The sequence below is a fragment of the Pseudomonas sp. HC1(2025) genome, from assembly GCF_058742075.1.
In genome coordinates this window covers 2,951,331-2,971,416 of sequence record NZ_CP196017.1, presented here as the reverse complement: position 1 = coordinate 2,971,416, position 20,086 = coordinate 2,951,331, and the positions used below count along the sequence as shown (strand labels likewise).

The window sequence follows — 20,086 nt, the reverse complement described above, 5'->3', positions numbered from 1 at the left end:
CGCAGCCTTACCGCCCCTGACGCACCCTTGCTATAGTTCGGCCCTTATCAGCCGCCAGCCAAGGATCACTGCCATGTCCGAATACCAAGCCTTTGTCGTCGAACTCCACGGCAACGTCGCCCATGTGCAGATCAATCGCCCAGAAAAAATCAACGCCATGAACGCGGCGTTCTGGAGCGAAATCATCGAGATTTTCCAATGGATCGACGACACCGACGCGGTGCGCGCAGTGGTGTTGAGTGGTGCGGGCAAGCACTTTTCCTCGGGCATCGACCTGATGATGCTGGCCTCGGTGGCCAATGAGTTTGGCAAGGACGTGGGGCGCAATGCGCGCCTGCTGCGGCGCAAGATCCTGCAACTGCAAGCCTCGTTCAACGCCGTGGATAACTGCCGCAAGCCGGTGCTGGCGGCGATCCAGGGCTACTGCATCGGTGGCGCCATCGACCTGATCAGCGCCTGCGACATGCGTTACGCCGCTGACGATGCGCAATTCTCGATCAAGGAAATCGACATCGGCATGGCCGCCGACGTCGGCACCCTGCAACGCCTGCCACGCATCATCGGCGACGGCATGCTGCGCGAACTGGCCTACACCGGGCGCACCTTTGGCGCCGAAGAAGCGCGCAGCATCGGCCTGGTCAACCGGACCTTTGCCGACCACGCAAGCCTGCTGGCCGGGGTGATGGACCTTGCCGCGCAAATCGCCGCCAAATCGCCGATTGCCGTGACCGGCACCAAGGCCATGATCAGCTACATGCGTGACCACAGCATCAACGACGGCCTGGAATACGTTGCCACCTGGAACGCTGCTATGTTGCAATCCAACGACCTGCGCGTGGCCATTGCGGCCCATATGAGTAAGCAGAAACCCGAATTCGTGGATTGACTGAACATGACCCCAGGCTGGATTACCACAACGCTGCTGGACAACGACGCCCCCGGCGGCTGGGCTGTGGCCCGCAGCCGCGAAGGCTTTTTGGTGGATGACAACGGGCCGCTGTTTCCCAGGGAGTGGCTCAAGCGCCAGGACCTGCCAGTATTGGCCGAGCATGGCATTGGCCATCTGGACGGCGAGCCTGTGTATCTGCTGGAGCTGAATAGCCCCGGCGACGTGCCAGGTTGCCGTTGGCAAGGCTTGCGGGCCTTTATGCTGCAAGGCGATCACCGCCTGTACAAAGTCCTGGGCTATGCCGCGCAAATCGGCACCTGGGCCCGCGAGCACCGCTTTTGCGGCAGTTGCGGGCAGGCGATGGTGCAGGTACCCCGCGAGCGCGCGATGTTCTGCAAGGCGTGCGACCTGCGCAGTTACCCGCGTATTTCACCGAGCATGATTGTGCTGATCACCCGTGGCGATGAGATTCTGCTGGCCCGTTCGCCGCGTTTCGTCACTGGGGTCTACAGCACCCTGGCCGGGTTTGCCGAGCCCGGGGAGTCTGCCGAAGACTGCCTGATCCGCGAAGTGCGCGAGGAAGTGCAGGTTGAAGTGCAGAACATCCAGTACGTGGGCAGCCAGTGCTGGCCGTTCCCCCATTCCATGATGCTGGGCTTTCACGCCGAGTACGCCGGGGGCGAGATCGTACCCCAGGCCGATGAGATTGAAGATGCGCAGTGGTTCAGCATCCACCAGTTGCCGCCGCTGCCGGCCTCGCGCTCGATTGCCCGCTACCTCATCGACCTGTATGTGGCGCGCCGTCTAGGCCACGCTGAACCAGTGCTGCCAGGCTAGGCGCACGGTCAGGCCGAGGACCACGGTGATAAACACCGGGCGAATGAATTTGGCGCCGCCGCTGATGGCACTGCGAGCGCCAAAGAACGCGCCCACCATCACCGACAGGCCCATGCTCAGGCCGACAATCCAGTCCACCGAACCGTTGAAGATAAACACCGATAACGCCGCCGCGTTGCTGACGAAGTTCATGCTGCGCGCCACGCCGCTGGCCTTGACCAGGTCCACCGGGTACATCAGCAGCGTGCTGACGGTCCAGAACGCCCCGGTGCCGGGGCCCGCCACACCATCATAGAAACCCAGGCCGAAGCCTTGGGTCGACTGCCATTTCTTCTTGATCGGCGCATCGGCGTCCAGCGGCGCCTTGGGCGTGCCGCCAAACAACAGGTAGATGCCGCAGGCAAAGACGATCACCGGCAGCATCTTGTTCAGCCACTCGGCGGGCAAGTAATGGGCAACGACGGCCCCGACCAGTGCGCCGACCAGCGTGCCGACGATGGCATGCACCCATTGGCGCGGGTGGAACAGCTTGCGCCGGTAGAAGGTAAAGCTGGCGGTGGCCGAGCCGAAGGTCGAACTCAGTTTGTTGGTGCCCAGCACCAGGTGGGGCGGCATGCCGGCGGTGAGCAGGGCCGGGGTGGTGAGCAAGCCGCCACCGCCGGCAATGGCGTCGATAAAACCGGCAATAAAGGCAACCACGGCGAGGATGGCCAGGGTGGTGAGGTCAACGCTGAGTTCAAAAGGCATGGAGGCGACTTATTTTCGGCGAGGCGCAGAAAGGGGCTGCGCGAAAGTCCGATAGCTTACCTATAACCGATTGTCAGGGCGACTGTTGCGACACACCCGCGCAGGTGCGGTAGGTGTTGTGCCAGCAACAGTGATCCAACAAACCATCCACCAAGGCAACATTGCCCGGCCCAGGCTCGCAGGGGCCAAACGCCCGTGCCACGTGGCTTGGCCCACACTGGCACGCTTGCTGCTCCACCACTTGCACAATCTTTGTGTGCGAGGTACCGAGCCATGACTCAGCAAGCCGTGAAATTTGCCTATTGGGTGCCCAATGTCAGTGGTGGCCTGGTGGTCAGCAAGGTCGAACAACGTACCGACTGGGGCATCGACTACAACCGCAAGCTGGCCCAACTGGCCGAGGAGGCGGGGTTTGAGTACGCCTTGACGCAAATCCGCTTCACTGCCGGCTACGGTGCCGAATACCAGCATGAATCCGTGGCCTTCAGCCACGCGCTGCTGGCCGCCACCCACAAACTGAAGGTGATCGCGGCGATCCTGCCGGGCCCCTGGCAGCCGGCGTTGGCGGCCAAGCAGCTGGCCACCATCGATCAACTGACCGATGGCCGGGTGGCGGTGAACATCGTCAGTGGCTGGTTCAAGGGCGAGTTCCAGGCCATTGGCGAGCACTGGCTGGAGCATGACGAGCGCTATCGGCGCTCCGAAGAATTCATCCGTGCCCTGAAGGGTATCTGGACCCAGGATGACTTTACCTTCAAGGGTGATTTCTACCGTTTCAACAACTACACCCTCAAGCCCAAGCCCCTGGGGCAACCGCACCCGGAGATTTTCCAGGGTGGCAGTTCCCGTGCGGCACGGGATATGGCGGCGCGGGTGTCGGACTGGTATTTCACCAACGGCAATACGCCGCAGGGGATCAAGGCCCAGGTCGATGACATCCGGGCCAAGGCCGCCGCCAATAACCACTCGGTCAAGATCGGGGTCAACGCATTTGTGATCGCCCGTGACACCGAAGAAGAAGCCCAGGCGGTGTTGGCCGAAATCATCGACAAGGCCGACCCGGACGCGGTCAACGCCTTTGGTGATGCGGCCAGGCAAGCAGGCAAGGCATCGCCTGAAGGTGAGGGCAACTGGGCCAAGTCCAGCTTCGCTGACCTGGTGCAGTACAACGACGGTTTCAAGACCAACCTGATCGGCACGCCCCGGCAGATCGCCGAGCGCATCGTCGCGCTCAAGGCCGTGGGGGTAGACCTGGTGCTGGCGGGCTTCCTGCATTTTCAGGAGGAGGTGGCGTATTTTGGCCAGCGCGTGCTGCCCCTGGTGCGCGAGCTGGAAGCCAAGGCCGCGGCGGCCGGCAGCGCCAAGGCGGCGTTACCGGTATAGCACCACTGCCGCACGCAGTTGGTTGTTGCCAAAGCGGCACATCCGCTCGAACTCCCCATGGCTGACCGGCAGGTGCTGGCAGTCCATGGGCTGGCGGTGCTGGCTATGGTCCACGTCGGGATCATGCAGGTAGACAAACTCTTGATCGCAGTCGGTCACGATCACCCAATGCGGTGACTTGGAGCGCGTCAGCCGGTAACTGCTGATCAGCACCAGCGGCTGGCCGCCGCCGTCCAGGACCTGCGGCAGGTCCAGCGCACCGCCAAATACCTGCTGCACATTGCTGCGGGCCAACTCATCCGCGAATCCCTCATGCACCAGGCGCATCACCTCTTTTTTATGCAGGTTGCGCACGCCATCGAGAAACAGCGGCCCACGCACGTTGACCTGCATGCGTACAGCAAACCCCCGGCGCCACGCGGCCAGGGCCAGGCCCTGGGGGCTGCAACCGCCGTGGCCGGCGGTCATGAACACGGTGGTTGCTTCGCGCCAGATCTGCAGTTCTTCGCGGCGCAGCGACTCACGTCCAGGTAACAGGGCCCCCATGGCCATCAGCAAACAGGCAGCGCCGCAGGTAAAGTCAGTGGTCTGCTGGTAGTAGGGGACACTCAAGGCGCGGGCGTGCGCGGGCTGGAGGATACGTTTTTCCAGGCGCAGGGCGTCGGTATGGTCGGCGTAATAGTCGTTGATCAGGGCAAAACGCCGGTAGCCAGCGCGCTCATACAACGCGATGGCGCCTGGGTTATCGGTGCGCACCTCAAGGCGCAGGTACGCACAGTCGTGGGCCACGGCGCAGGCTTCGATGCGCGCCAGCAACTGCCGGCCCAGGCCCATGCCCCGGGCCGGCGCGGCAATGGCCAGGGAGTACAGGCGCGCCAACGAGGTGCCGCGATGGAACAGCACCAGGGCATAACCGACCAATTGCCGGGCATTTTCGGCCACCAGCAACTGCGCGTGGGCACGGCTGATCATCCACTGGAAACTGCGGGCAGACAGCCGGTCAGTGGTGAAACAGTGCTGCTCCAACGTTACCAATGCTGGCAAGTCTTCGAGGGTTGCAACGCGAAAGGAAAGAGTCATATAACCGCCGTAAAAGTTGCGTAACTAAACGAGACTTCTGTGAAAGATCGTGCTTAATAGAAAAGGTCAAGTTCTCTAGCGGATCAATCAATATGTCAGCGGTACAAAGTCATTGGCGAGAAGTATCCGAGCAAACCGTCGCGGCGACAATAACTTCCAGCGGATATTTTTCTACCCCGCCCAAGAGCCCAAGCCAAGTCGTGATTATTGTTGAACGCAAGGAAGACTGGGCCTCGTACTTCCCTAGCGAAGATATAGTCACCGCCCAGGAATACCTCGAACACTCCCGGGAAAACGAGGCGGGCAAACGGGTCCAGGTGATCAACCTGTGCCGCAGCTACAAGTACCTGGGGCATGGTTACTACTGCTCGCTGCTGGCCGAGGCGCGGGGGCACAAGGTGATTCCGTCGGTGCGCACCATCAGCGAGCTGACAAAGAAATCCTTGTATGGCCTGGCCCTGGATGACCTGGATAAAACCCTCGATAAAGCGTTGAGTCATCACCTTTACAGCAATACCGAAGGTTTTACCCTGACACTTTATTTCGGTCGGACCAATATTGAACCGTTGCAGGATTTGGCCCGGCAGTTATTTGAGGCTTTCCCGTGTCCGATCCTGTTAGTTGAGTTTCGTAAACATAACGGCTGGCATATCGAAGGTATCAAGTCTGGAGTCTTACATAAGTTGCGCGATGATCAGGAAGATCAATTCGCCCATGCCCTGGACAACTTCAGTCGCCGGATCTGGCGCCAACCCCGTTCGCGGCGGCTGGCCCGTTATGACCTGGCGATCCTGCATGATCCCCAGGAGCAATTACCGCCGTCCAATGCCAAGGCCTTGGAAAATTTCGTGCGGGTGGGCAAGGGCCTGGGGATCGATGTGGAGTTGATCGAACGCAAGGACTACGCGCGGCTGGCCGAATACGACGCCTTGTTGATTCGCGAGACGACCAGTGTCGACAACCATACCTACCGCTTCGCCAAGAAAGCCGAGAGTGAAGGGCTGGTGGTAATGGATGACCCGGCGTCGATCCTGCGCTGTACCAATAAGGTCTACCTCACGGATATGCTCAAGAGCCATCAGTTGGGCATGCCCGCCACCGAAATTCTGTACAAGGAGCGACCGCAAGATTTCGAACGGGTCGGCGAGCGCCTGGGCTTTCCTCTGGTGCTGAAAATCCCCGACGGTTGTTTCTCCCGAGGGGTGATCAAAGTGGAAAGCCAGGAGGCGCTGCTGGCCGCCACGGCCGAGCTGTTCGAACACTCGGTGCTGCTGCTGGCCCAGGAGTTTTTCTATACCGAGTACGACTGGCGCATTGGCGTACTCAACCGCAAGCCGATCTTTGCCTGCCAATACTTCATGTCCAAGGGCCACTGGCAGATCTACAACCACAAGGCCATCGGCCAGGATATCAACGGCGAATGCCGGACCCTGGCGGTGCACGAGGCCCCCAAGGCCGTCGTGGAACTGGCAGTCAAGACCGCCAACCTGATCGGCGATGGCTTGTACGGCGTGGACTTGAAGCAGTCCGGCGACAAAGTGGTGGTGATCGAGGTCAACGACAACCCGAACATGGACGCCGGGATCGAAGACGCCTACTTGCAGGACGACCTGTACTCCCTGGTGCTGGAAGAGTTCGTGCGCCGCCTGGAGCTCAAACGCCAGGGCCAGGTCTGGTGATCTGCTTTGAGCTCAACGAGGGTGCGCTGCGCCGCACCGAGCGCGACAATGCCGAGATCCTGCTGTTCAACAACCCCGACAGCGATGAGCGTGAATTGCTGCGCGAGCGCTATAAAGTCGATGAGCACGCGCTGGCGTCGGCACTGGACCCGGACGAGGTGTCGCGCATCGAATTCCACCCAGACAACCTGTTTCTGATCTGGAAGCGCCCGCAAAACTACTCCGGGGGCAGCAACCTGGTGTTTGAAGTGTCGTCCTGTGGCTTGCTGTTTTCCCCCGACCGCCTGCTGGTGATTGCTACCGACGACAGCCAGTTGTCGGGCCTCGGCGCGCGCCGACCGCTGCATACACCGCTGGACGTGTTGCTGGACCTGCTGCTGAACAACATCCACCACTACCTGGGCCACCTCAAGGTGATCAAGCTGGTCGCCCGCGAGTTGCAGCAGCAGTTCAACGCCTCCATGAGCAACCGCCACCTGATGCAGATGTTCAGCCTCAGCGAGAGCCTGATCTATTACATCAACGCGCTGCACAGCAATGGCGCGGTCTTGACGCGCTTGCGCAACCACGGCGAAAAAGAACACTTCAGCGCGCAGACCCTGGGCCTGATCGGCGACCTGATCATCGAGAACAACCAGTGCTACAAGCAGGCGGAGATCTACTCCAACGTGTTCTCCGGGCTGATCGATGCCCGGGGCAACCTGATGAACAACAGCATGAACAACCTGCTGCGCAAGCTGACGCTGATCAACGTGGTGTTCCTGCCGCTGAACCTGATTGCCAGCATTGGCGGCATGTCCGAGTTCAGCATGATGACGGCGGGGACGCCGTGGTGGGTGGCGTACCCGCTGTTTTTGCTGGCAATGGCGTTGGGCGCGGCGGGGATGGTGCTGGGGCTGCGGCGGATTGCCAGGGGCGGCGGCAAAGCGGGGTGACCGGGCCCCGCATTCGCGCCGGTGCAGGCGGGCTTAGGCGCCGGCCTGCAGGGTCAATACTTCAAAACCCTCTGCGGTGACGGCCACCGTATGTTCCCACTGGGCCGACAGGCTGTTGTCACGGGTCACCACGGTCCAGCCATCCTTGAGGCTGCGCACCTTGGCGCTGCCCTGGTTGAGCATCGGCTCGATGGTGAACACCATGCCTTCGCGCAGGGTCAGGCCGGTGCCTGGGCGGCCGAAGTGCAGGATTTGCGGCTCTTCATGCATTTCCCGGCCAATCCCATGCCCGCAATACTCGCGCACCACACTGTAGCCATTGGCCTGGGCGTGGCTCTGGATCGCATGGCCGATATCCCCCAGGCGGGCGCCGGGCTTGACCTGGCGGATACCGGCCCACATCGCCTCGAAGGTCTGCTCCACCAGGCGCCGGGCCTTGGGCGCGACGGCTCCGATCATGTACATCTTGCTGGAGTCGGCGATAAAGCCGCCTTTTTCCAGGGTGATGTCGATATTGACGATATCGCCATCCTTCAACACGTCCTTGGCACTTGGCATGCCATGGCACACCACCTCGTTGATGGAGGTGTTGATGCTGAAGGGGTAGTCGTACTGCCCCAGGCTGGCGGGGCGGGCTTGCAGGTCCTGGCGGATAAATGCCTCGACGGCTGCATCCAGTTCCAGGGTGGTCTGGCCGGCCGCGACGCGGCTGTCGAGCATAGTGAACACCTGGCCCAGCAGGCGCCCGGCTTCGCGCATCACGGCAATCTGTGCAGGGGTCTTGATCATCAGCTGCGCCCCCGGATCAGGTCGGGCTTGTCGAGCAACAGTTTGTTGATCAGGTCGTTGTAGGCCAGGTGCGGATTGAGTTCGGCCAGCAGGCCGATCTTGATCCAGAACTCCGCCTGGGCGTTGATGGAGCGGTCCATCGTGGCGCTGGCCAGTCGGATTTGTTCATGCAGTTGGTCGGTGATCTTGACGATGCCCATGGGGTTCACTGTGTAGGGTTTATATACAAAGCGTATACGTTTCGTATATCGCTCGTAAACCCCGGTGTTGACTTGCCCAGGACCGGCGGTTAGTTTTGTTGCATGACATTACAAACCTATCGTTCCCAGCCAAGCATTATTACCGCCATTCCTCATTTGGCGGGATAGCGTTCGGCTGTACCCAAACCCGCCCTAGAGGCGGGTTTTGTTTTTCCGTCTCCAGGGCTCTGTCAAACGCCAGGAGACACCCATGAGTAGCCCGCTGCCGCAGTCCACCGCCGACGATGGATTGCTTGAGCATTACTTGAAGAAAATCCTCGCCGCGCCGGTCTACGACCTGGCGGTACGCACGCCGTTGCAGGCCGCCCCGGCGCTGTCGGCGTTGCTTGGCAATCAGATCCTGCTCAAGCGCGAAGACCTGCAGCCGACGTTTTCCTTCAAGATTCGCGGCGCCTACAACAAGCTGGTGCAGCTTGGCGAGGCGCAAAAAGCCTGCGGGGTGATCACCGCCTCGGCAGGCAACCATGCCCAGGGCGTGGCATTGGCGGCGCGCGAGTTGGGGATCAAGGCGACGATTGTGATGCCCAGCACCACACCCGAATTGAAAGTACTTGGCGTGCGTTCGCGGGGCGCCGACGCGGTGTTGCACGGCGCCAGTTTCCCGTTCGCCCTGGCCCACGCGTTGCAGTTGGCCGAACAGTCGGGCGCGACCTTTGTGTCGCCGTTCGATGATCCCGACGTGATCGCGGGGCAGGGCACCGTTGCCATGGAAATCCTGCGCCAGCAACAAGGTGCACTGGACGCGATCTTCGTGCCCGTGGGCGGTGGTGGCTTGATCGCCGGCATCGCGGCCTACATCAAGTATTTGCGCCCGCAAGTGCGGGTCATAGGCGTGGAGCCTGAAGGTTCCAGTTGCCTGCTGGCGGCCTTGCGTGCAGGCGAGCGGGTGATATTGCCCAGCGTCGACAGCTTTGCCGATGGCACCGCAGTGGCGCAGATCGGCGCCTACGGCTTTGAAATCTGCCGCGAGCATGTCGATGAAGTGATCACCGTCAGCAACGATGAACTGTGCAGCGCCATCAAGCTGATCTACGACGACACTCGCTCCATCACCGAGCCCTCCGGTGCCCTGGCGGTTGCCGGGATCCGCCGCTATGTGACACGCACCGGGGCCCGGGGGCAGACGCTGGTGGCGATCAACTCCGGGGCCAACATCAACTTCGATAGCCTGCGCCACGTGGCTGAGCGAGTGGCGGCGCAACAGCACAGCCTGAATGTAGGCGTTGTCGAGCGTTAGCGAGGCTACGATGGCGCCAGCAACTACACCTCGTCCATTGTGGGAGCGGGCTTGTCGGATCGCCGCATCGCCGCGAAGACGTCGGCCCGGCAAACATTGATGTTGACTGACCTACCGCTTTCGCGAGCAAGCCCGCTCCCACATTTGATGTGAGGCGCTACTGCACCCTGGCCTTCTCGACGGTGCTCGATGCCGACCAGATGCGGTAACGCACTTCGACATCTTTTGGAACATATATAACGATGGGTAACTTGCTGTTGTAGCGCAGCACAAAACCGTCGCCGACCACCGGCACAAAGTCCTCGCGGGTCTTGCCGCCGGGGCAGGCCATCATGGTGCTCATGGGGCCGCTGACCTTCTCCAGGCGGTAGAACGGATAACCCCAACCCTCGAGGTTTTTCTCTTCCAGTACACCACCCAGTCGCTGCTGGTTGCAGTCCACAGGCAAGGTTTTACCGGCGAGGATTTCGACCTTGAAGTCCTGCTCCTGGGGCTTTGCGGGCAAGTGGATGACCTGGCGAACCTGCCCGGCATCGGCCTTGGGGTAGGGCGCGATATCTTCAAGCTTGGCGGCATGGGCCTGGGCGGCCAACATGCTCATGGCCAGTACGCAAAGGATGTTGAGTGCAGAAGAAGTCATGGGACGTCCTTATCTTGGGGGGCGCTGAAACGGTCACTGCCACGCTGCACGCCAACGTCCGGCCGTGCAAACCAGCAGCAACTTATATAAGGGTTGCTGGTGCTTATGAGGAAAGGATCCTACGCCAAAAAACACAAGGAGTAGGCTTTGCAATGGAACGTGCCTGCCAGGGTTGGCAAGGCAGCGGTCAGACTATTGATAGCTATAAAAATTCATTGGCGGTCTCAAAAAAAGGAGAGGTTCAGCCATGCTTTCGGAATTGGAACTACGCGGCCTTATTGAAGGAAGCTTCCTGCCCAGGCGTTGTGAATGCATCAAGGCCCAGGATGCGTCGTTGACCATCAGAATCTACGACGACGATGGCACCAACATGACTGTCACCGGCATCCAGGCCGATAAACTCGACAGCAGTCGTGCCATCTGTAACTTGATCACGACGCTGCGTGGAGACCTCCATCACGCCCACGCACCCGCCCCGCGCAGGGCCGGCGCCAGGCTCTACTGATCAGCCCACGTTGGGCTTGCGGGCCTGGATAAACCCCAGGCCCAGCACCAGCTCCGTGCCCACGGCCAACAGAATCCCCGGGCCAGCATGCCCATTGAGCCATTCGCCCATCCCCAATGCGGCCAACCCCAGGCAACCGACAATAAAGCCGGACACCAGCGCGCTGCGCGTGGGTGACGGGGCGGTATGACGCAGGCGATAAAACATGATGCCGATTGCCAGGAACAGCATGGCATTGCGGCGCGCCACCAGGCCGCTGGCATCGGTGTATTGCACCCCCCAGAGCCACAGCAGCAGGTCGGGCCGCACACCCCAGGTAATCGCCAGGGCCAGGCATAGCACGGCAGTGAAGGTGGCGAGTGAGTGGAAGCTGAGGCGCATGGCGAGTCCTTTCGGCCGTTTCAGAAGGGCCCAAGAATAAGCTGTGCGGCAAGCCTCAGACAAATCCGATACGGCACGTTCCCATCTCGCTGCTAGTGTTTCGCCAAATCTGTCGGCAGTGGCTGAGGTAGTGCGTGCAACAAAAAATCGCAGCAGAGTTTCTCGGCACCTTCTGGTTGACGTTCGGCGGCTGTGGCAGCGCCATCCTGTCGGCCGCGTTTCCCGGCCTGGGCATCGGGTTTGCGGGGGTAGCGCTGGCGTTTGGCCTGAGTGTGCTGACCATGTCCTACGCGGTAGGCAGTATCAGTGGTGCGCATTTCAACCCGGCGATCACCGTTGGCTTGTGGGTCGCAGGGCGTCTACCGGCAATGGATGTGTTGCCCTACATCATTGCCCAGGTCGCCGGGGCGACGGTTGCGGCGGCGATCCTCGCGCTGGTCGCCAGTGGCCGGCCGGGGTTTGAAATCGGCGAGTTCGCCGCCAATGGCTATGGCGCCTTGAGCCCGGGGCAGTACAGCCTGCTGGCCGCGGTGGTGGTGGAAAGCGTGGGCACCTTCTTCCTGGTGTTTATCGTCATGCGGGTGACAGCGCCCGGGGCCGCGCCCGGGTTTGCGCCGATAGCCATCGGCTTGACGCTGACCCTGATTCACCTGGTGTCGATCCCCGTGACCAACACCTCGGTCAACCCGGCCCGCAGCACCGGCCCGGCACTGTTTGCCGGCGCCGATTACCTGAAGCAACTCTGGCTGTTCTGGCTGGTGCCCCTGGCCGGGGGCATCCTTGGGGCCATGGTGGCCAGGGCCGTACGGGAGCGGCCGTGAGCCGCTACCAGCTCATGCGGATGCCGGCATTGCCGCTCACGCCCTCCAGGGTGTTGGTGTCCAGTTGGGTGCTGTAGTCGGCGGCCACGTACACGCTGACGCTGGCGGACAGTTTGGCGACCACGCCGACGCCCAGATCGGCATAGGCTGACTTGTGGTCAGTCTTGATCCGATCAATGTCATCGTAAGTCACCGTATCGCTGCCACCGAACGTGCGCCAGGCGTTGACCCGCAGGTAGGGTTCAACGGGGGTGTCTTGCAGCAGGTAGCGACCTTTCAAGCGGGCACCCACGCGCCCGGTCCAGTAATCCTGGGAGTCGAAGGACACACTGGAGATCCCGTCATTCTGGCGATCGAGGTCAATCTGTTGGTGGATCACCTGGGCCTGTGGCTCCACCACCCAGTTCGCGGAAACGGCGAACGGGTAGCCCGCCTCCGCAGACAGGGCCAGCGCATGGCCTTTGGTATCCATCTTTATCCCGCGCTCGGATTTGTTGTCACCGTCCAGGCGCGTGCCCATGGCCACCAGGTCCACGTACCAGCCCTTGGGATCGGTCAACGTCCAGTAAGCACCGACGTTGTCGCCGGTGAGTTTGACTTGCCCGGAACGCTGGTCTTCAAAACCCAGGGCAAAGCCTTTGACGTCACCCTGCAGGCGGCTCTGCCCGATAAACAGCCCCAGGCGCTGGAGTTGCCCGCCATCGGTGGCCCAGGCATAGAGATCATGGCCCACCTGATAACCCTTGACGGAACCGTCGAAACTCGGAGACACCGTGCCGGACCAACTCTGCTTGAAGTCACTGCCATAGGCCCGGCCCCAGCCAGCCGGGGCGGTGCCGGTCTCGCCCAACAGGCTTTGCTCGCCCTGGCGGTCATGGAACGTGCCAAGCGCCTGCAAGGTCATGCGCTGGGCCGCCGGAACCACCACCGAGTACACCGGCACCTCGACGCGATACAGCGGGATCGGCTCGGCGCCGGCCACGGCGGTGGGCAGGGGCGGTGTGGAGTCGGCAGGGGTTGGCGAGACCTCGGCCGGGACCTGGGTCGGTGGTGGCGGCGCAGGCTCGACGGGAGCCACGGGCTGCGCGGTAGGGGGTTCGACCAAAGGCTCGTCGGGGCCGACCACCGGAGGCACGGCCGGGATAGGGGGTTCTGGCACGATCACCGGTGGCACCACCGGCGGCGTGGGCACGGCGGGTGGCTGCACGGCCACCACGGAAGAGCGTAGATACCAACTGTTCTCCGAACCGGCCGTCACGCCACCCTTGAACAGGAAGTACTCATAGGCCCCGGCCGACACCGCGCCTTTGAGGGCAAACGCGTCGCTGCTGCTGGTCGCGCCATTGAGCGCCTGCACCACTTCAATCCCATTGTTGCGGGTCAGCCCACCCAGGCCACCCAGGTTGCTCACGGCCAACTGGGTGTTACCGCTGATCGTGCCCTGGGACACCAGCAGCTTGTCGGTGGCCGAGGTCTCGTCGCCCAACACCGTTTGCAGCCACAACTGGCCGTTGTTACCGACATAGTTGCCGTGCACCGTCAACGAATCCGTGGCGCTGTTGCTGGCGCTGGCCATGTCGATGGTCCCGGCATTGTTCAGGGTGGCCAACTGGCCTGCGGTGTAGGGCCGGATACTGCCTTGGGTCACCGCCAGCACACTGCTGTTATCGATGGACAACACCCCGGTGCCGCTGGTGTTGTCCCCCAGGAACAGATCCTGCGTCAGGTCCAGGCGCGAGCCATTGTTGAGGTCGAAGGTTTCCCAGCCGATATAGCGGCCAGCATTGCCTGAGGTGGTGTTGTCGAAGGTCAAGCGATCATTGCCCAGGCCACCGTCAATCGAGGGGGTGCTGCCAAGCAGGGTTTCGTTGAGGTTGGCCAGCAATGCCGTGTCGTCACCGTCGCCCATCAGCACCGCAGACTTGATCACGCCGCCCGAACGCCACTCGAAGGTGTCGTTGCCGAGGCTGGCGCGGATCTCGCCGTTGATCACGCCGCCGCTGACGAGAAGGGTGTCGTTGCCGCCACTGACACTGATGTTGCCGCCAATGGTGCCGCCGGACACGCTGATCCGGTCGGTGCCAAAGCCAGTCACCAGGTTGCCGAGGATTGCGCCACCGGACAGGTCATAGATGTTGTTGTCCAGCTTCATGTCCACCCGGCCGATGGTCCCGGCGCTCTGGCTGGCCACATCGCCGTCTTCAAAGGCGCCGACGATGGTGCCGCCGGTCATGGTGAAGGTGTCGCGCCCATCGCCCTGGGCCAGGGACTGGATCTGCCCGCCGCCCATCACAAAGTCATCGATGCCGTTGCCCTGGGAGACTGCCCCGGTGACGGTCCCGGCGTTGATCTGGAAGCGATCGGCGCCGTCGCCCTGGGTCACCGAGCCGACGATGCTGCCGGAGTTCATCTGGACCCCATCGACGCCCGGCCCGAACAGCACATTGCCATTGACGGTGCCGGAGCCCCCCGTGGGCAGCGTCAGGCTGTTGTTGCCGGATACGTCGGTCAGGCCGCCTGCCGAGGTGCCGCTGTCGCAGGTATAGCTGTCGTCGCCACTGCCTGGGGTGAGGACGCATGCGGCCTGGGCAGGAGTCTGGAGTGAAAGAATGCCGACTACAAAAACGGCTGGCTTGAAAAAAGTCCGTTCATTGCTCATCGATCATCCCTGCCCATGTAGGAAAAATATACGTAACTAGGGTCTAGTACAGCCTGGGATGAATCGCAATGTTTAAGGCAAGGCTGAAAGCCACGAAATCCGTGGCCTGCAGTGATGGCACTGTGCAGTTATGCCTGTATCTAAGCGTTTAATTGCTGGCGATAGGGCAGGTCTGGCCCGGTCTTGCCACAGGTCAGCGCGGCGGCGCGAATGGCGAACTTGAGCATGCTGTCGATCTGTTCCCGGGCCAGCCCCTGCACCCCCTCAACCGAATCCAACTGCTGCTCGGTAAGCCAGGCGATCAAGGCCGCCTGGAAGGTATCGCCAGCGCCCACGGTATCGACCATCACCACTTTGACGGCCGGTGCCGACCAACTGCCATGCTGGCGGCTGAACACGCTCGCGCCATCGCCGCCACGGGTCAGGAACACCAGTTGGCAGCGCTGCTGCAACCAGCCTTGCAGCACGCTTTCGGGGGCCTGGCCTGGGTAGAGCAGGTGCAGGTCTTCATCGCTGACCTTGATCAGGTCGGCATGCTGCACCCACTCGGCCACGCGCTGGCGCCATACCTCGATATCCGGCTCGGGATTCAGGCGTACATTCGGGTCGAGACTGATCAGGCGCTTGCCGCTTTCCCGGCGGGCCAGGGCCAGCAGGCTATCGGCGACCGGCTGCACCACCAACGAAAACGAACCAAAATGCAGGCCGCGTACCTGCGCATCGAGGGCGGGCAAATGCTCGATCTGCAACTGCCGGTCGGCACAGCCTTCGCCGCGAAAGCTGTACTGCGGCGAGCCGTTGGCACCCACGGCGACCATCGCCAGGGTGGTCGGCGCGGCAAACTCCAACAGGTACTCGTCGTGTACCCCTTCATCCTCGAGCACCTGGCGCAGGCGCTGGCCCAGGTAGTCGCTGGACAACCCGGCGAACAGCCCGGCCTCGATCCCCAAACGGCGCAGCCCCACCGCCACGTTGAACGGCGAACCGCCGGCAAGCGCCTTGAAATTGACTTTGGAGGCCTGCCCGCTGGGATCCTCCTGGCTGAAAAAATCAAACAGCGCTTCGCCACACACCAGATACATAATTATTCGCTCTTAAAGGGTTGCCACATGCTGTTGATAGCGTTCATAGGCCTGCTGGTACGCCCTGACGCTGGCGGCGACGGGCTGGGTGCGACTGGCCGGGTCGACACTCACGCACCGCGCGCACAGCCCCTCCAGGCTTTCGCCGGACTGGCACCACGCGGCCTGGATCGCCGCGCCCAGGGCTGCCGCTTCGCTTTGTTCGGTACAGATCACTTCGGTGTCCATGATATCGGCGACCATCTGCCGCCACACCGGGCTTTTCGAGCCGCCGCCGATCAGGCGGATACTGTGGCTTTGCAGGCCGGTCTGGCGCAACAGGTCCAGGCCTTGGCGCAAGCCAAAGGTGGTGCCTTCGACCACCGCGCGGCACAGGTTGCCACGGGTCAGGTTGGTCATGGTCAGGCCGTGCAGGCTGCCGGTGGCGTGGGGCAGGGCGGGTACGCGCTCGCCATTGAGAAACGGCAGCATGCAGACGCCCTCGGCGCCAATCGGCGCCTGGGCCACCAGGGCGTTGAACGCCACCAGGTCCAGCTCGAACAGCTCACGGATGACCCCGGTGGCATTGGTCAGGTTCATGGTGCAGATCAGCGGCAGCCAGCCGCCGCTGGAGGAACAGAATGTCGCCACCGCGGCCTGGGCGCTGACAGTCGGCTGATCGGCAAACGCATACAGGGTGCCCGACGAACCGAGGCTCATGGTAAACACTCCAGGCTTGATATTGCCGGTGCCGATCGCCCCCATCATATTGTCGCCGCCGCCACTGGACACAATGGCCCCGGGGTTGATCCCCAGGCGCTTGGCGATGGCCGGCAGCACAGTGCCCAGCGCCTGATTGGCTTCTATCAGGGTTGGCAGCGCCGCTTCCAGGCGCCCGCTGGGGTCGATATGCCGCAGCAATGGCAGGTCCCATTGCCGGGTGCGGACATTGAAATAGCCGGTGCCCGAGGCGTCGCCATACTCGGCGCAGGCTCGGCCGGTGAGCCAATAATTGAGGTAGTCGTGGGGCAACAGGATATGGGCGACGCGTGCGAACACATCCGGGTGTTGCTCCAGGGTCCATAACAGCTTGGACACGGTGTAGCCCGGCGCAATCGCCACCCCGAGGCGCTCCAGGGAGCCGCTTTCACCGCCCAGGTAGTGCAACAATCGCAGGTTTTCGGCGCTGGTCTCGGTGTCGCACCACAGCTTGGCCGGGCGCAGCACCTGGCCCTGCTCATCGAGCAGCACCAGGCCATGTTGCTGGCCGGACACGCCGATGCCGAGAATGTCCTGGCCGTCCACACAGGCTTGCTGCAAGGCGCGGTGGGTGGCTTGGGTAAAGGCGTCCAGCCATTGCGTGGTGTCTTGCTCGCGCCGGCCATTGGCGCCGCTGATCAGGCTGTGGGTCGCGGCGCCCAGGCCCAGCACCCGGCCGCTGGCGGCGTCGAGGACGATGGCCTTGGTGCCTTGGGTGCCGCAGTCGATACCTAGAAACAGAGATTGGCGGGGCATGGTGGTTACTCAGCAGAAAACAGGGTGAAAACCCGAGCAATGTGGGGTTCTTCAGTCGGTAAGTCGTTTCAAGGTCTCTGTGACACCGTTATCGCGCAAACTGACAAAACACCGCTCGAACGCTGCCACAAACTCAGGCGAATTGGGAATCGCCGTGCCAAAAATCTCTTCCACACCCAACAAGCGCTGGCTGATCGAGGCGTCATCCGCCACCAGCGCCCGGCAGAAGTCGGCGCGGGGATCGGGGATGCGGTAGCGCACGCCGTTCTCGTCGACGCCTTGCAGGTACAAAGCCCAGGCTGCCACCACCAGTGCCGCCCGCTCGGTGTCGCGGCCCTCGGCAATCAGGCGGTTGATGGTTGGCACGGTGAACTTGGGAAACTTCGAGGAGCCATCGGAACACACCCGCTCCAACTGGTCGGCAATCGCCTTGTTGGAGAAGCGGTCCACCAGGGTCTGCTTGTACTCGCCCAGGTCAATGCCCGGCACCGGCGCCAGGTTGGGGGTCACGTCCAGGTCCATATAAGCGCGCATATACGCGACAAACAGCGGGTCGTTCATGGTCTCGTGGACAAACCGGTAGCCCTTGAGAAACCCCAGGTAAGTCAGGGCCAGGTGGCTGCCGTTGAGCAGGCCGATCTTCATTTCTTCATACGGCGTGACGTCGTCGGTGAATTGCACACCCACCTGTTCCCAGGCCGGGCGGCCGTTGACGAACTTGTCTTCCAGCACCCATTGCACAAAGGGTTCGCACACCACCGGCCAGGCATCGTCGATGCCGTGTTCATCATGCAGTTGCAAACGGTGCGCGGTGCTGGTCATCGGTGTGATGCGGTCGACCATGGCGTTGGGGAAACTCACATGCTCCTTGATCCAGTCATGCAGCTCGGCATCGCGCAATGCGGCGAACGCCAGCAGCGCCTTGCGAGTCACAGCGCCGTTGTGCGGCAGGTTATCGCAGGACATCACGGTAAAGGCAGGCACGCCCGCCGCCCGGCGCTGGGTCAGGGCCGCGCAGATAAAACCGAACACGGTTTGGGGCGCGTCGGGGTGGGCCAGGTCATGCTGGATCTGCGGCAGGTGGGCCATGAACTCACCGTTGCTATCGTCGATGCAGTAGCCGCCCTCGGTGATGGTCAGCGAGACGATGCGGATTGCAGGGCTGGCCAGCTTGTCGATCAGGGCCTGGGCGCCGTCCTGTGCCAGCAGCATGTCGCTGATGGCGCCGATCACTCGTACTTCGGTGTCGTCGGTATCGCCCAGTTCGTACAGGGTAAACAGATAATCCTGGCCGGCCAGGTCATCGCGCGCCTTGCGGTCTTCGGCCCGCAGGCCGATGCCGCAGATGCTCCAGTCCAGGCCGTCGCCGGTGTTCATCAGGGCGTCGGTGTAGTACGCCTGGTGCGCACGGTGGAAACCGCCGACGCCGATATGGGCGATGCCCTGGCGCGTATCGGCGATGGTGTAGGCGGGCAGGCGCACTTCAGGCGACAGCTGCGTGAGGTTTTGCTTATTGAGTTTCATCAGAAAATCTCGCGAAATCAGGCGGCAGCGCGCAGTGGGCGGGCCACGGCCACACCGTCGGTGTCGAACAGATGGCAGTGCGCCGGGTCCAGGTGCAGTTGCAGGGTCTCGCCATACTGGCTGGCCATGTCGCCACGGATCCGCATGGTCAGCGGCTCGCCGCTGGTGGTGAGCACATGGCAGAACGTGTCGCTGCCCAGGCGTTCGCCCACGTCGGCGGTGACGGTCAGGGTGGTATCGTCCGGCGCGGCCAGTTCCAGGTGCTCGGGGCGGATGCCCAGGGTCACCGCACTGCCCACGCGCAAGCTGGCGCTGCTCAAGGGCAGGCTGATCAGGGTGCCGGCGTCCAGTTGCACGTCGCAGCCCTGGCCCTCGATCCGGGTGACCTGGCCCTTGAGAAAGCCCATTTTCGGCGTACCCAAAAAGCCTGCGACAAACAGGTTGGCCGGCTGGTGATACAGCTCCAGCGGCGAGCCGACCTGTTCGATGCGCCCGCTGTTGAGTACCACCACCTTGTCGGCCAGGGTCATGGCTTCGACCTGGTCGTGGGTCACGTAAATCATGGTGGCTTGCAGTTCTTTATGCAGGCGCGCCAGTTCCAGGCGCATTTGCACGCGCAGGGCGGCGTCGAGGTTGGACAGCGGCTCGTCGAACAGGAAGATTTTTGGGTTACGCACAATCGCCCGGCCAATGGCCACGCGCTGGCGCTGGCCGCCAGACAGCTGCTTGGGCTTGCGCTCCAGCAGCGGGCCCAGCTCCAGGATGCGTGCCGCTTCACTGACTTTACTGTCGACGATTGTTTTGTCGACGCCGGCCAGGTCCAGGGCAAACGACATGTTCTTGCGCACGCTCATATGCGGGTACAGGGCGTAGGTCTGGAACACCATGGCCAGGTCGCGCTTGGCCGGGGTCACTTCGGTGATATCGCGGCCATCCAGTTCGATAGTGCCCTCAGTCACTTCCTCAAGGCCGGCAATCAGGCGCAGCAGGGTCGACTTGCCACAGCCCGACGGCCCGACGAATACCACGAACTCCTTGTCGTTCACTTGCAGGTCGATGCCCTTGATGATGGAGAAACCTTCGAAGCCTTTTTGCAGATTGGTGATTTTCAGGTTGGCCATGATGGGCCTCCTTTTTATAAGGG

Annotated in this window: 19 protein-coding genes; 8 read left to right on the top strand and 11 right to left on the bottom strand. The window is 62.3% G+C overall.

Going from position 1 to position 20,086, the window contains the following annotated elements; genetic code table 11:
• The first annotated feature begins 73 nt into the window (after positions 1-73).
• Positions 74-886, top strand: a complete 813-nt coding sequence (locus ACSSVH_RS13355; protein ID WP_169951849.1) for a crotonase/enoyl-CoA hydratase family protein — start codon at positions 74-76, stop codon at positions 884-886.
• A gap of 6 nt (positions 887-892) precedes the next feature.
• The gene (nudC, locus tag ACSSVH_RS13350; protein WP_492633294.1) at positions 893-1,726 is read left to right on the top strand and encodes an NAD(+) diphosphatase; all 834 of its coding nucleotides are present in this window, start codon (positions 893-895) and stop codon (positions 1,724-1,726) included.
• Here the strand turns inward: nudC and ACSSVH_RS13345 are convergent.
• Positions 1,694-2,473, bottom strand: a complete 780-nt coding sequence (locus ACSSVH_RS13345) for a TSUP family transporter (protein WP_029291538.1) — start codon at positions 2,471-2,473, stop codon at positions 1,694-1,696. The genes nudC and ACSSVH_RS13345 overlap by 33 nt on opposite strands.
• 273 nt (positions 2,474-2,746) lie before the next feature.
• Between ACSSVH_RS13345 and sfnG the strand changes: the two genes are divergently transcribed.
• The gene (sfnG, locus tag ACSSVH_RS13340; RefSeq protein WP_492633293.1) at positions 2,747-3,856 is read left to right on the top strand and encodes a dimethylsulfone monooxygenase SfnG; all 1,110 of its coding nucleotides are present in this window, start codon (positions 2,747-2,749) and stop codon (positions 3,854-3,856) included.
• Here sfnG and ACSSVH_RS13335 read toward each other — a convergent pair.
• On the bottom strand, positions 3,845-4,936 hold the full coding sequence (locus tag ACSSVH_RS13335; RefSeq protein WP_492633292.1) for a GNAT family N-acetyltransferase/peptidase C39 family protein: 1,092 nt from the start codon (positions 4,934-4,936) through the stop codon (positions 3,845-3,847). The two genes, sfnG and ACSSVH_RS13335, sit on opposite strands and share 12 nt — an antisense overlap.
• A 92-nt stretch (positions 4,937-5,028) precedes the next feature.
• Between ACSSVH_RS13335 and ACSSVH_RS13330 the strand changes: the two genes are divergently transcribed.
• The gene (locus tag ACSSVH_RS13330; protein WP_178123665.1) at positions 5,029-6,615 is read left to right on the top strand and encodes a RimK family ATP-grasp domain-containing protein; all 1,587 of its coding nucleotides are present in this window, start codon (positions 5,029-5,031) and stop codon (positions 6,613-6,615) included.
• Entirely contained in the window at positions 6,609-7,550 is a 942-nt protein-coding gene (locus tag ACSSVH_RS13325; RefSeq protein WP_170041615.1) for a magnesium transporter CorA family protein, read from the top strand. The genes ACSSVH_RS13330 and ACSSVH_RS13325 overlap by 7 nt, the downstream gene beginning before the upstream one ends.
• Before the next feature lie 33 nt (positions 7,551-7,583).
• Here ACSSVH_RS13325 and map read toward each other — a convergent pair whose 3' ends face one another.
• Together map and ACSSVH_RS13315 are read right to left on the bottom strand one after the other, a co-directional pair.
• Positions 7,584-8,339, bottom strand: a complete 756-nt coding sequence (gene map / locus ACSSVH_RS13320; RefSeq protein ID WP_170041355.1) for a type I methionyl aminopeptidase — start codon at positions 8,337-8,339, stop codon at positions 7,584-7,586.
• The gene (locus ACSSVH_RS13315) at positions 8,339-8,539 is read right to left on the bottom strand and encodes a ParD-like family protein (protein ID WP_169951839.1); all 201 of its coding nucleotides are present in this window, start codon (positions 8,537-8,539) and stop codon (positions 8,339-8,341) included. Before ACSSVH_RS13315 ends, map begins: the two co-directional genes overlap by 1 nt.
• A gap of 250 nt (positions 8,540-8,789) precedes the next feature.
• Here ACSSVH_RS13315 and ilvA point away from each other — a divergent pair, with 250 nt between their 5' ends.
• Complete coding sequence (gene ilvA / locus ACSSVH_RS13310) at positions 8,790-9,836, top strand: threonine ammonia-lyase, biosynthetic (RefSeq protein WP_492633291.1); 1,047 nt, start codon at positions 8,790-8,792, stop codon at positions 9,834-9,836.
• 157 nt (positions 9,837-9,993) lie between these two features.
• Here ilvA and eco read toward each other — a convergent pair whose 3' ends face one another.
• Positions 9,994-10,476 (bottom strand): serine protease inhibitor ecotin, encoded by a 483-nt coding sequence (gene eco / locus ACSSVH_RS13305; RefSeq protein WP_170041356.1) that lies wholly within the window; start codon positions 10,474-10,476, stop codon positions 9,994-9,996.
• 247 nt (positions 10,477-10,723) lie between these two features.
• On the opposite strand from eco, the gene ACSSVH_RS13300 reads away from it, so the two are divergent.
• Positions 10,724-10,981 carry a DUF1652 domain-containing protein gene (locus tag ACSSVH_RS13300; protein WP_169951832.1) on the top strand — a complete coding sequence of 86 codons (258 nt, stop codon included), beginning with the start codon at positions 10,724-10,726 and terminating at the stop codon, positions 10,979-10,981.
• On the opposite strand, the gene ACSSVH_RS13295 is transcribed toward ACSSVH_RS13300, so the two are convergent.
• Positions 10,982-11,362, bottom strand: coding sequence for a hypothetical protein (locus tag ACSSVH_RS13295; protein WP_492633290.1), 381 nt, complete (start codon positions 11,360-11,362; stop codon positions 10,982-10,984).
• Positions 11,363-11,496: 134 nt separating this feature from the next.
• Here ACSSVH_RS13295 and aqpZ point away from each other — a divergent pair, with 134 nt between their 5' ends.
• Positions 11,497-12,183 carry an aquaporin Z gene (aqpZ, locus tag ACSSVH_RS13290; protein ID WP_169951828.1) on the top strand — a complete coding sequence of 229 codons (687 nt, stop codon included), beginning with the start codon at positions 11,497-11,499 and terminating at the stop codon, positions 12,181-12,183.
• Positions 12,184-12,187: 4 nt separating this feature from the next.
• Here aqpZ and ACSSVH_RS13285 read toward each other — a convergent pair whose 3' ends face one another.
• From ACSSVH_RS13285 to ACSSVH_RS13265, 5 genes are all read right to left on the bottom strand, one after another.
• Positions 12,188-14,842, bottom strand: coding sequence for an autotransporter family protein (locus ACSSVH_RS13285; RefSeq protein WP_492633289.1), 2,655 nt, complete (start codon positions 14,840-14,842; stop codon positions 12,188-12,190).
• Positions 14,843-14,982: 140 nt separating this feature from the next.
• Positions 14,983-15,924, bottom strand: a complete 942-nt coding sequence (locus tag ACSSVH_RS13280) for a carbohydrate kinase family protein (RefSeq protein WP_169951824.1) — start codon at positions 15,922-15,924, stop codon at positions 14,983-14,985.
• 12 nt (positions 15,925-15,936) lie between these two features.
• Positions 15,937-17,418, bottom strand: coding sequence for a xylulokinase (xylB, locus tag ACSSVH_RS13275; RefSeq protein ID WP_492633288.1), 1,482 nt, complete (start codon positions 17,416-17,418; stop codon positions 15,937-15,939).
• Positions 17,419-17,469: 51 nt separating this feature from the next.
• Positions 17,470-18,942, bottom strand: a complete 1,473-nt coding sequence (locus ACSSVH_RS13270; RefSeq protein WP_492633287.1) for a mannitol dehydrogenase family protein — start codon at positions 18,940-18,942, stop codon at positions 17,470-17,472.
• Between the two features lie 17 nt (positions 18,943-18,959).
• On the bottom strand, positions 18,960-20,063 hold the full coding sequence (locus tag ACSSVH_RS13265) for an ABC transporter ATP-binding protein (RefSeq protein WP_492633286.1): 1,104 nt from the start codon (positions 20,061-20,063) through the stop codon (positions 18,960-18,962).
• Between the last annotated feature and the right edge of the window lie 23 nt (positions 20,064-20,086).

Coding starts and splice junctions, on each gene's coding strand:
- ACSSVH_RS13355 (WP_169951849.1), top strand. CDS start 74: ATGTCCGAATACCAAGCCTTTGTCGTCGAACTCCACGGCAACGTCGCC.
- nudC (WP_492633294.1), top strand. CDS start 893: ATGACCCCAGGCTGGATTACCACAACGCTGCTGGACAACGACGCCCCC.
- ACSSVH_RS13345 (WP_029291538.1), bottom strand. CDS start 2,473: ATGCCTTTTGAACTCAGCGTTGACCTCACCACCCTGGCCATCCTCGCC.
- sfnG (WP_492633293.1), top strand. CDS start 2,747: ATGACTCAGCAAGCCGTGAAATTTGCCTATTGGGTGCCCAATGTCAGT.
- ACSSVH_RS13335 (WP_492633292.1), bottom strand. CDS start 4,936: ATGACTCTTTCCTTTCGCGTTGCAACCCTCGAAGACTTGCCAGCATTG.
- ACSSVH_RS13330 (WP_178123665.1), top strand. CDS start 5,029: ATGTCAGCGGTACAAAGTCATTGGCGAGAAGTATCCGAGCAAACCGTC.
- map (WP_170041355.1), bottom strand. CDS start 8,339: ATGATCAAGACCCCTGCACAGATTGCCGTGATGCGCGAAGCCGGGCGC.
- ACSSVH_RS13315 (WP_169951839.1), bottom strand. CDS start 8,539: ATGGGCATCGTCAAGATCACCGACCAACTGCATGAACAAATCCGACTG.
- ilvA (WP_492633291.1), top strand. CDS start 8,790: ATGAGTAGCCCGCTGCCGCAGTCCACCGCCGACGATGGATTGCTTGAG.
- eco (WP_170041356.1), bottom strand. CDS start 10,476: ATGACTTCTTCTGCACTCAACATCCTTTGCGTACTGGCCATGAGCATG.
- ACSSVH_RS13300 (WP_169951832.1), top strand. CDS start 10,724: ATGCTTTCGGAATTGGAACTACGCGGCCTTATTGAAGGAAGCTTCCTG.
- ACSSVH_RS13295 (WP_492633290.1), bottom strand. CDS start 11,362: ATGCGCCTCAGCTTCCACTCACTCGCCACCTTCACTGCCGTGCTATGC.
- ACSSVH_RS13285 (WP_492633289.1), bottom strand. CDS start 14,842: ATGAGCAATGAACGGACTTTTTTCAAGCCAGCCGTTTTTGTAGTCGGC.
- ACSSVH_RS13280 (WP_169951824.1), bottom strand. CDS start 15,924: ATGTATCTGGTGTGTGGCGAAGCGCTGTTTGATTTTTTCAGCCAGGAG.
- xylB (WP_492633288.1), bottom strand. CDS start 17,418: ATGCCCCGCCAATCTCTGTTTCTAGGTATCGACTGCGGCACCCAAGGC.
- ACSSVH_RS13270 (WP_492633287.1), bottom strand. CDS start 18,942: ATGAAACTCAATAAGCAAAACCTCACGCAGCTGTCGCCTGAAGTGCGC.
- ACSSVH_RS13265 (WP_492633286.1), bottom strand. CDS start 20,063: ATGGCCAACCTGAAAATCACCAATCTGCAAAAAGGCTTCGAAGGTTTC.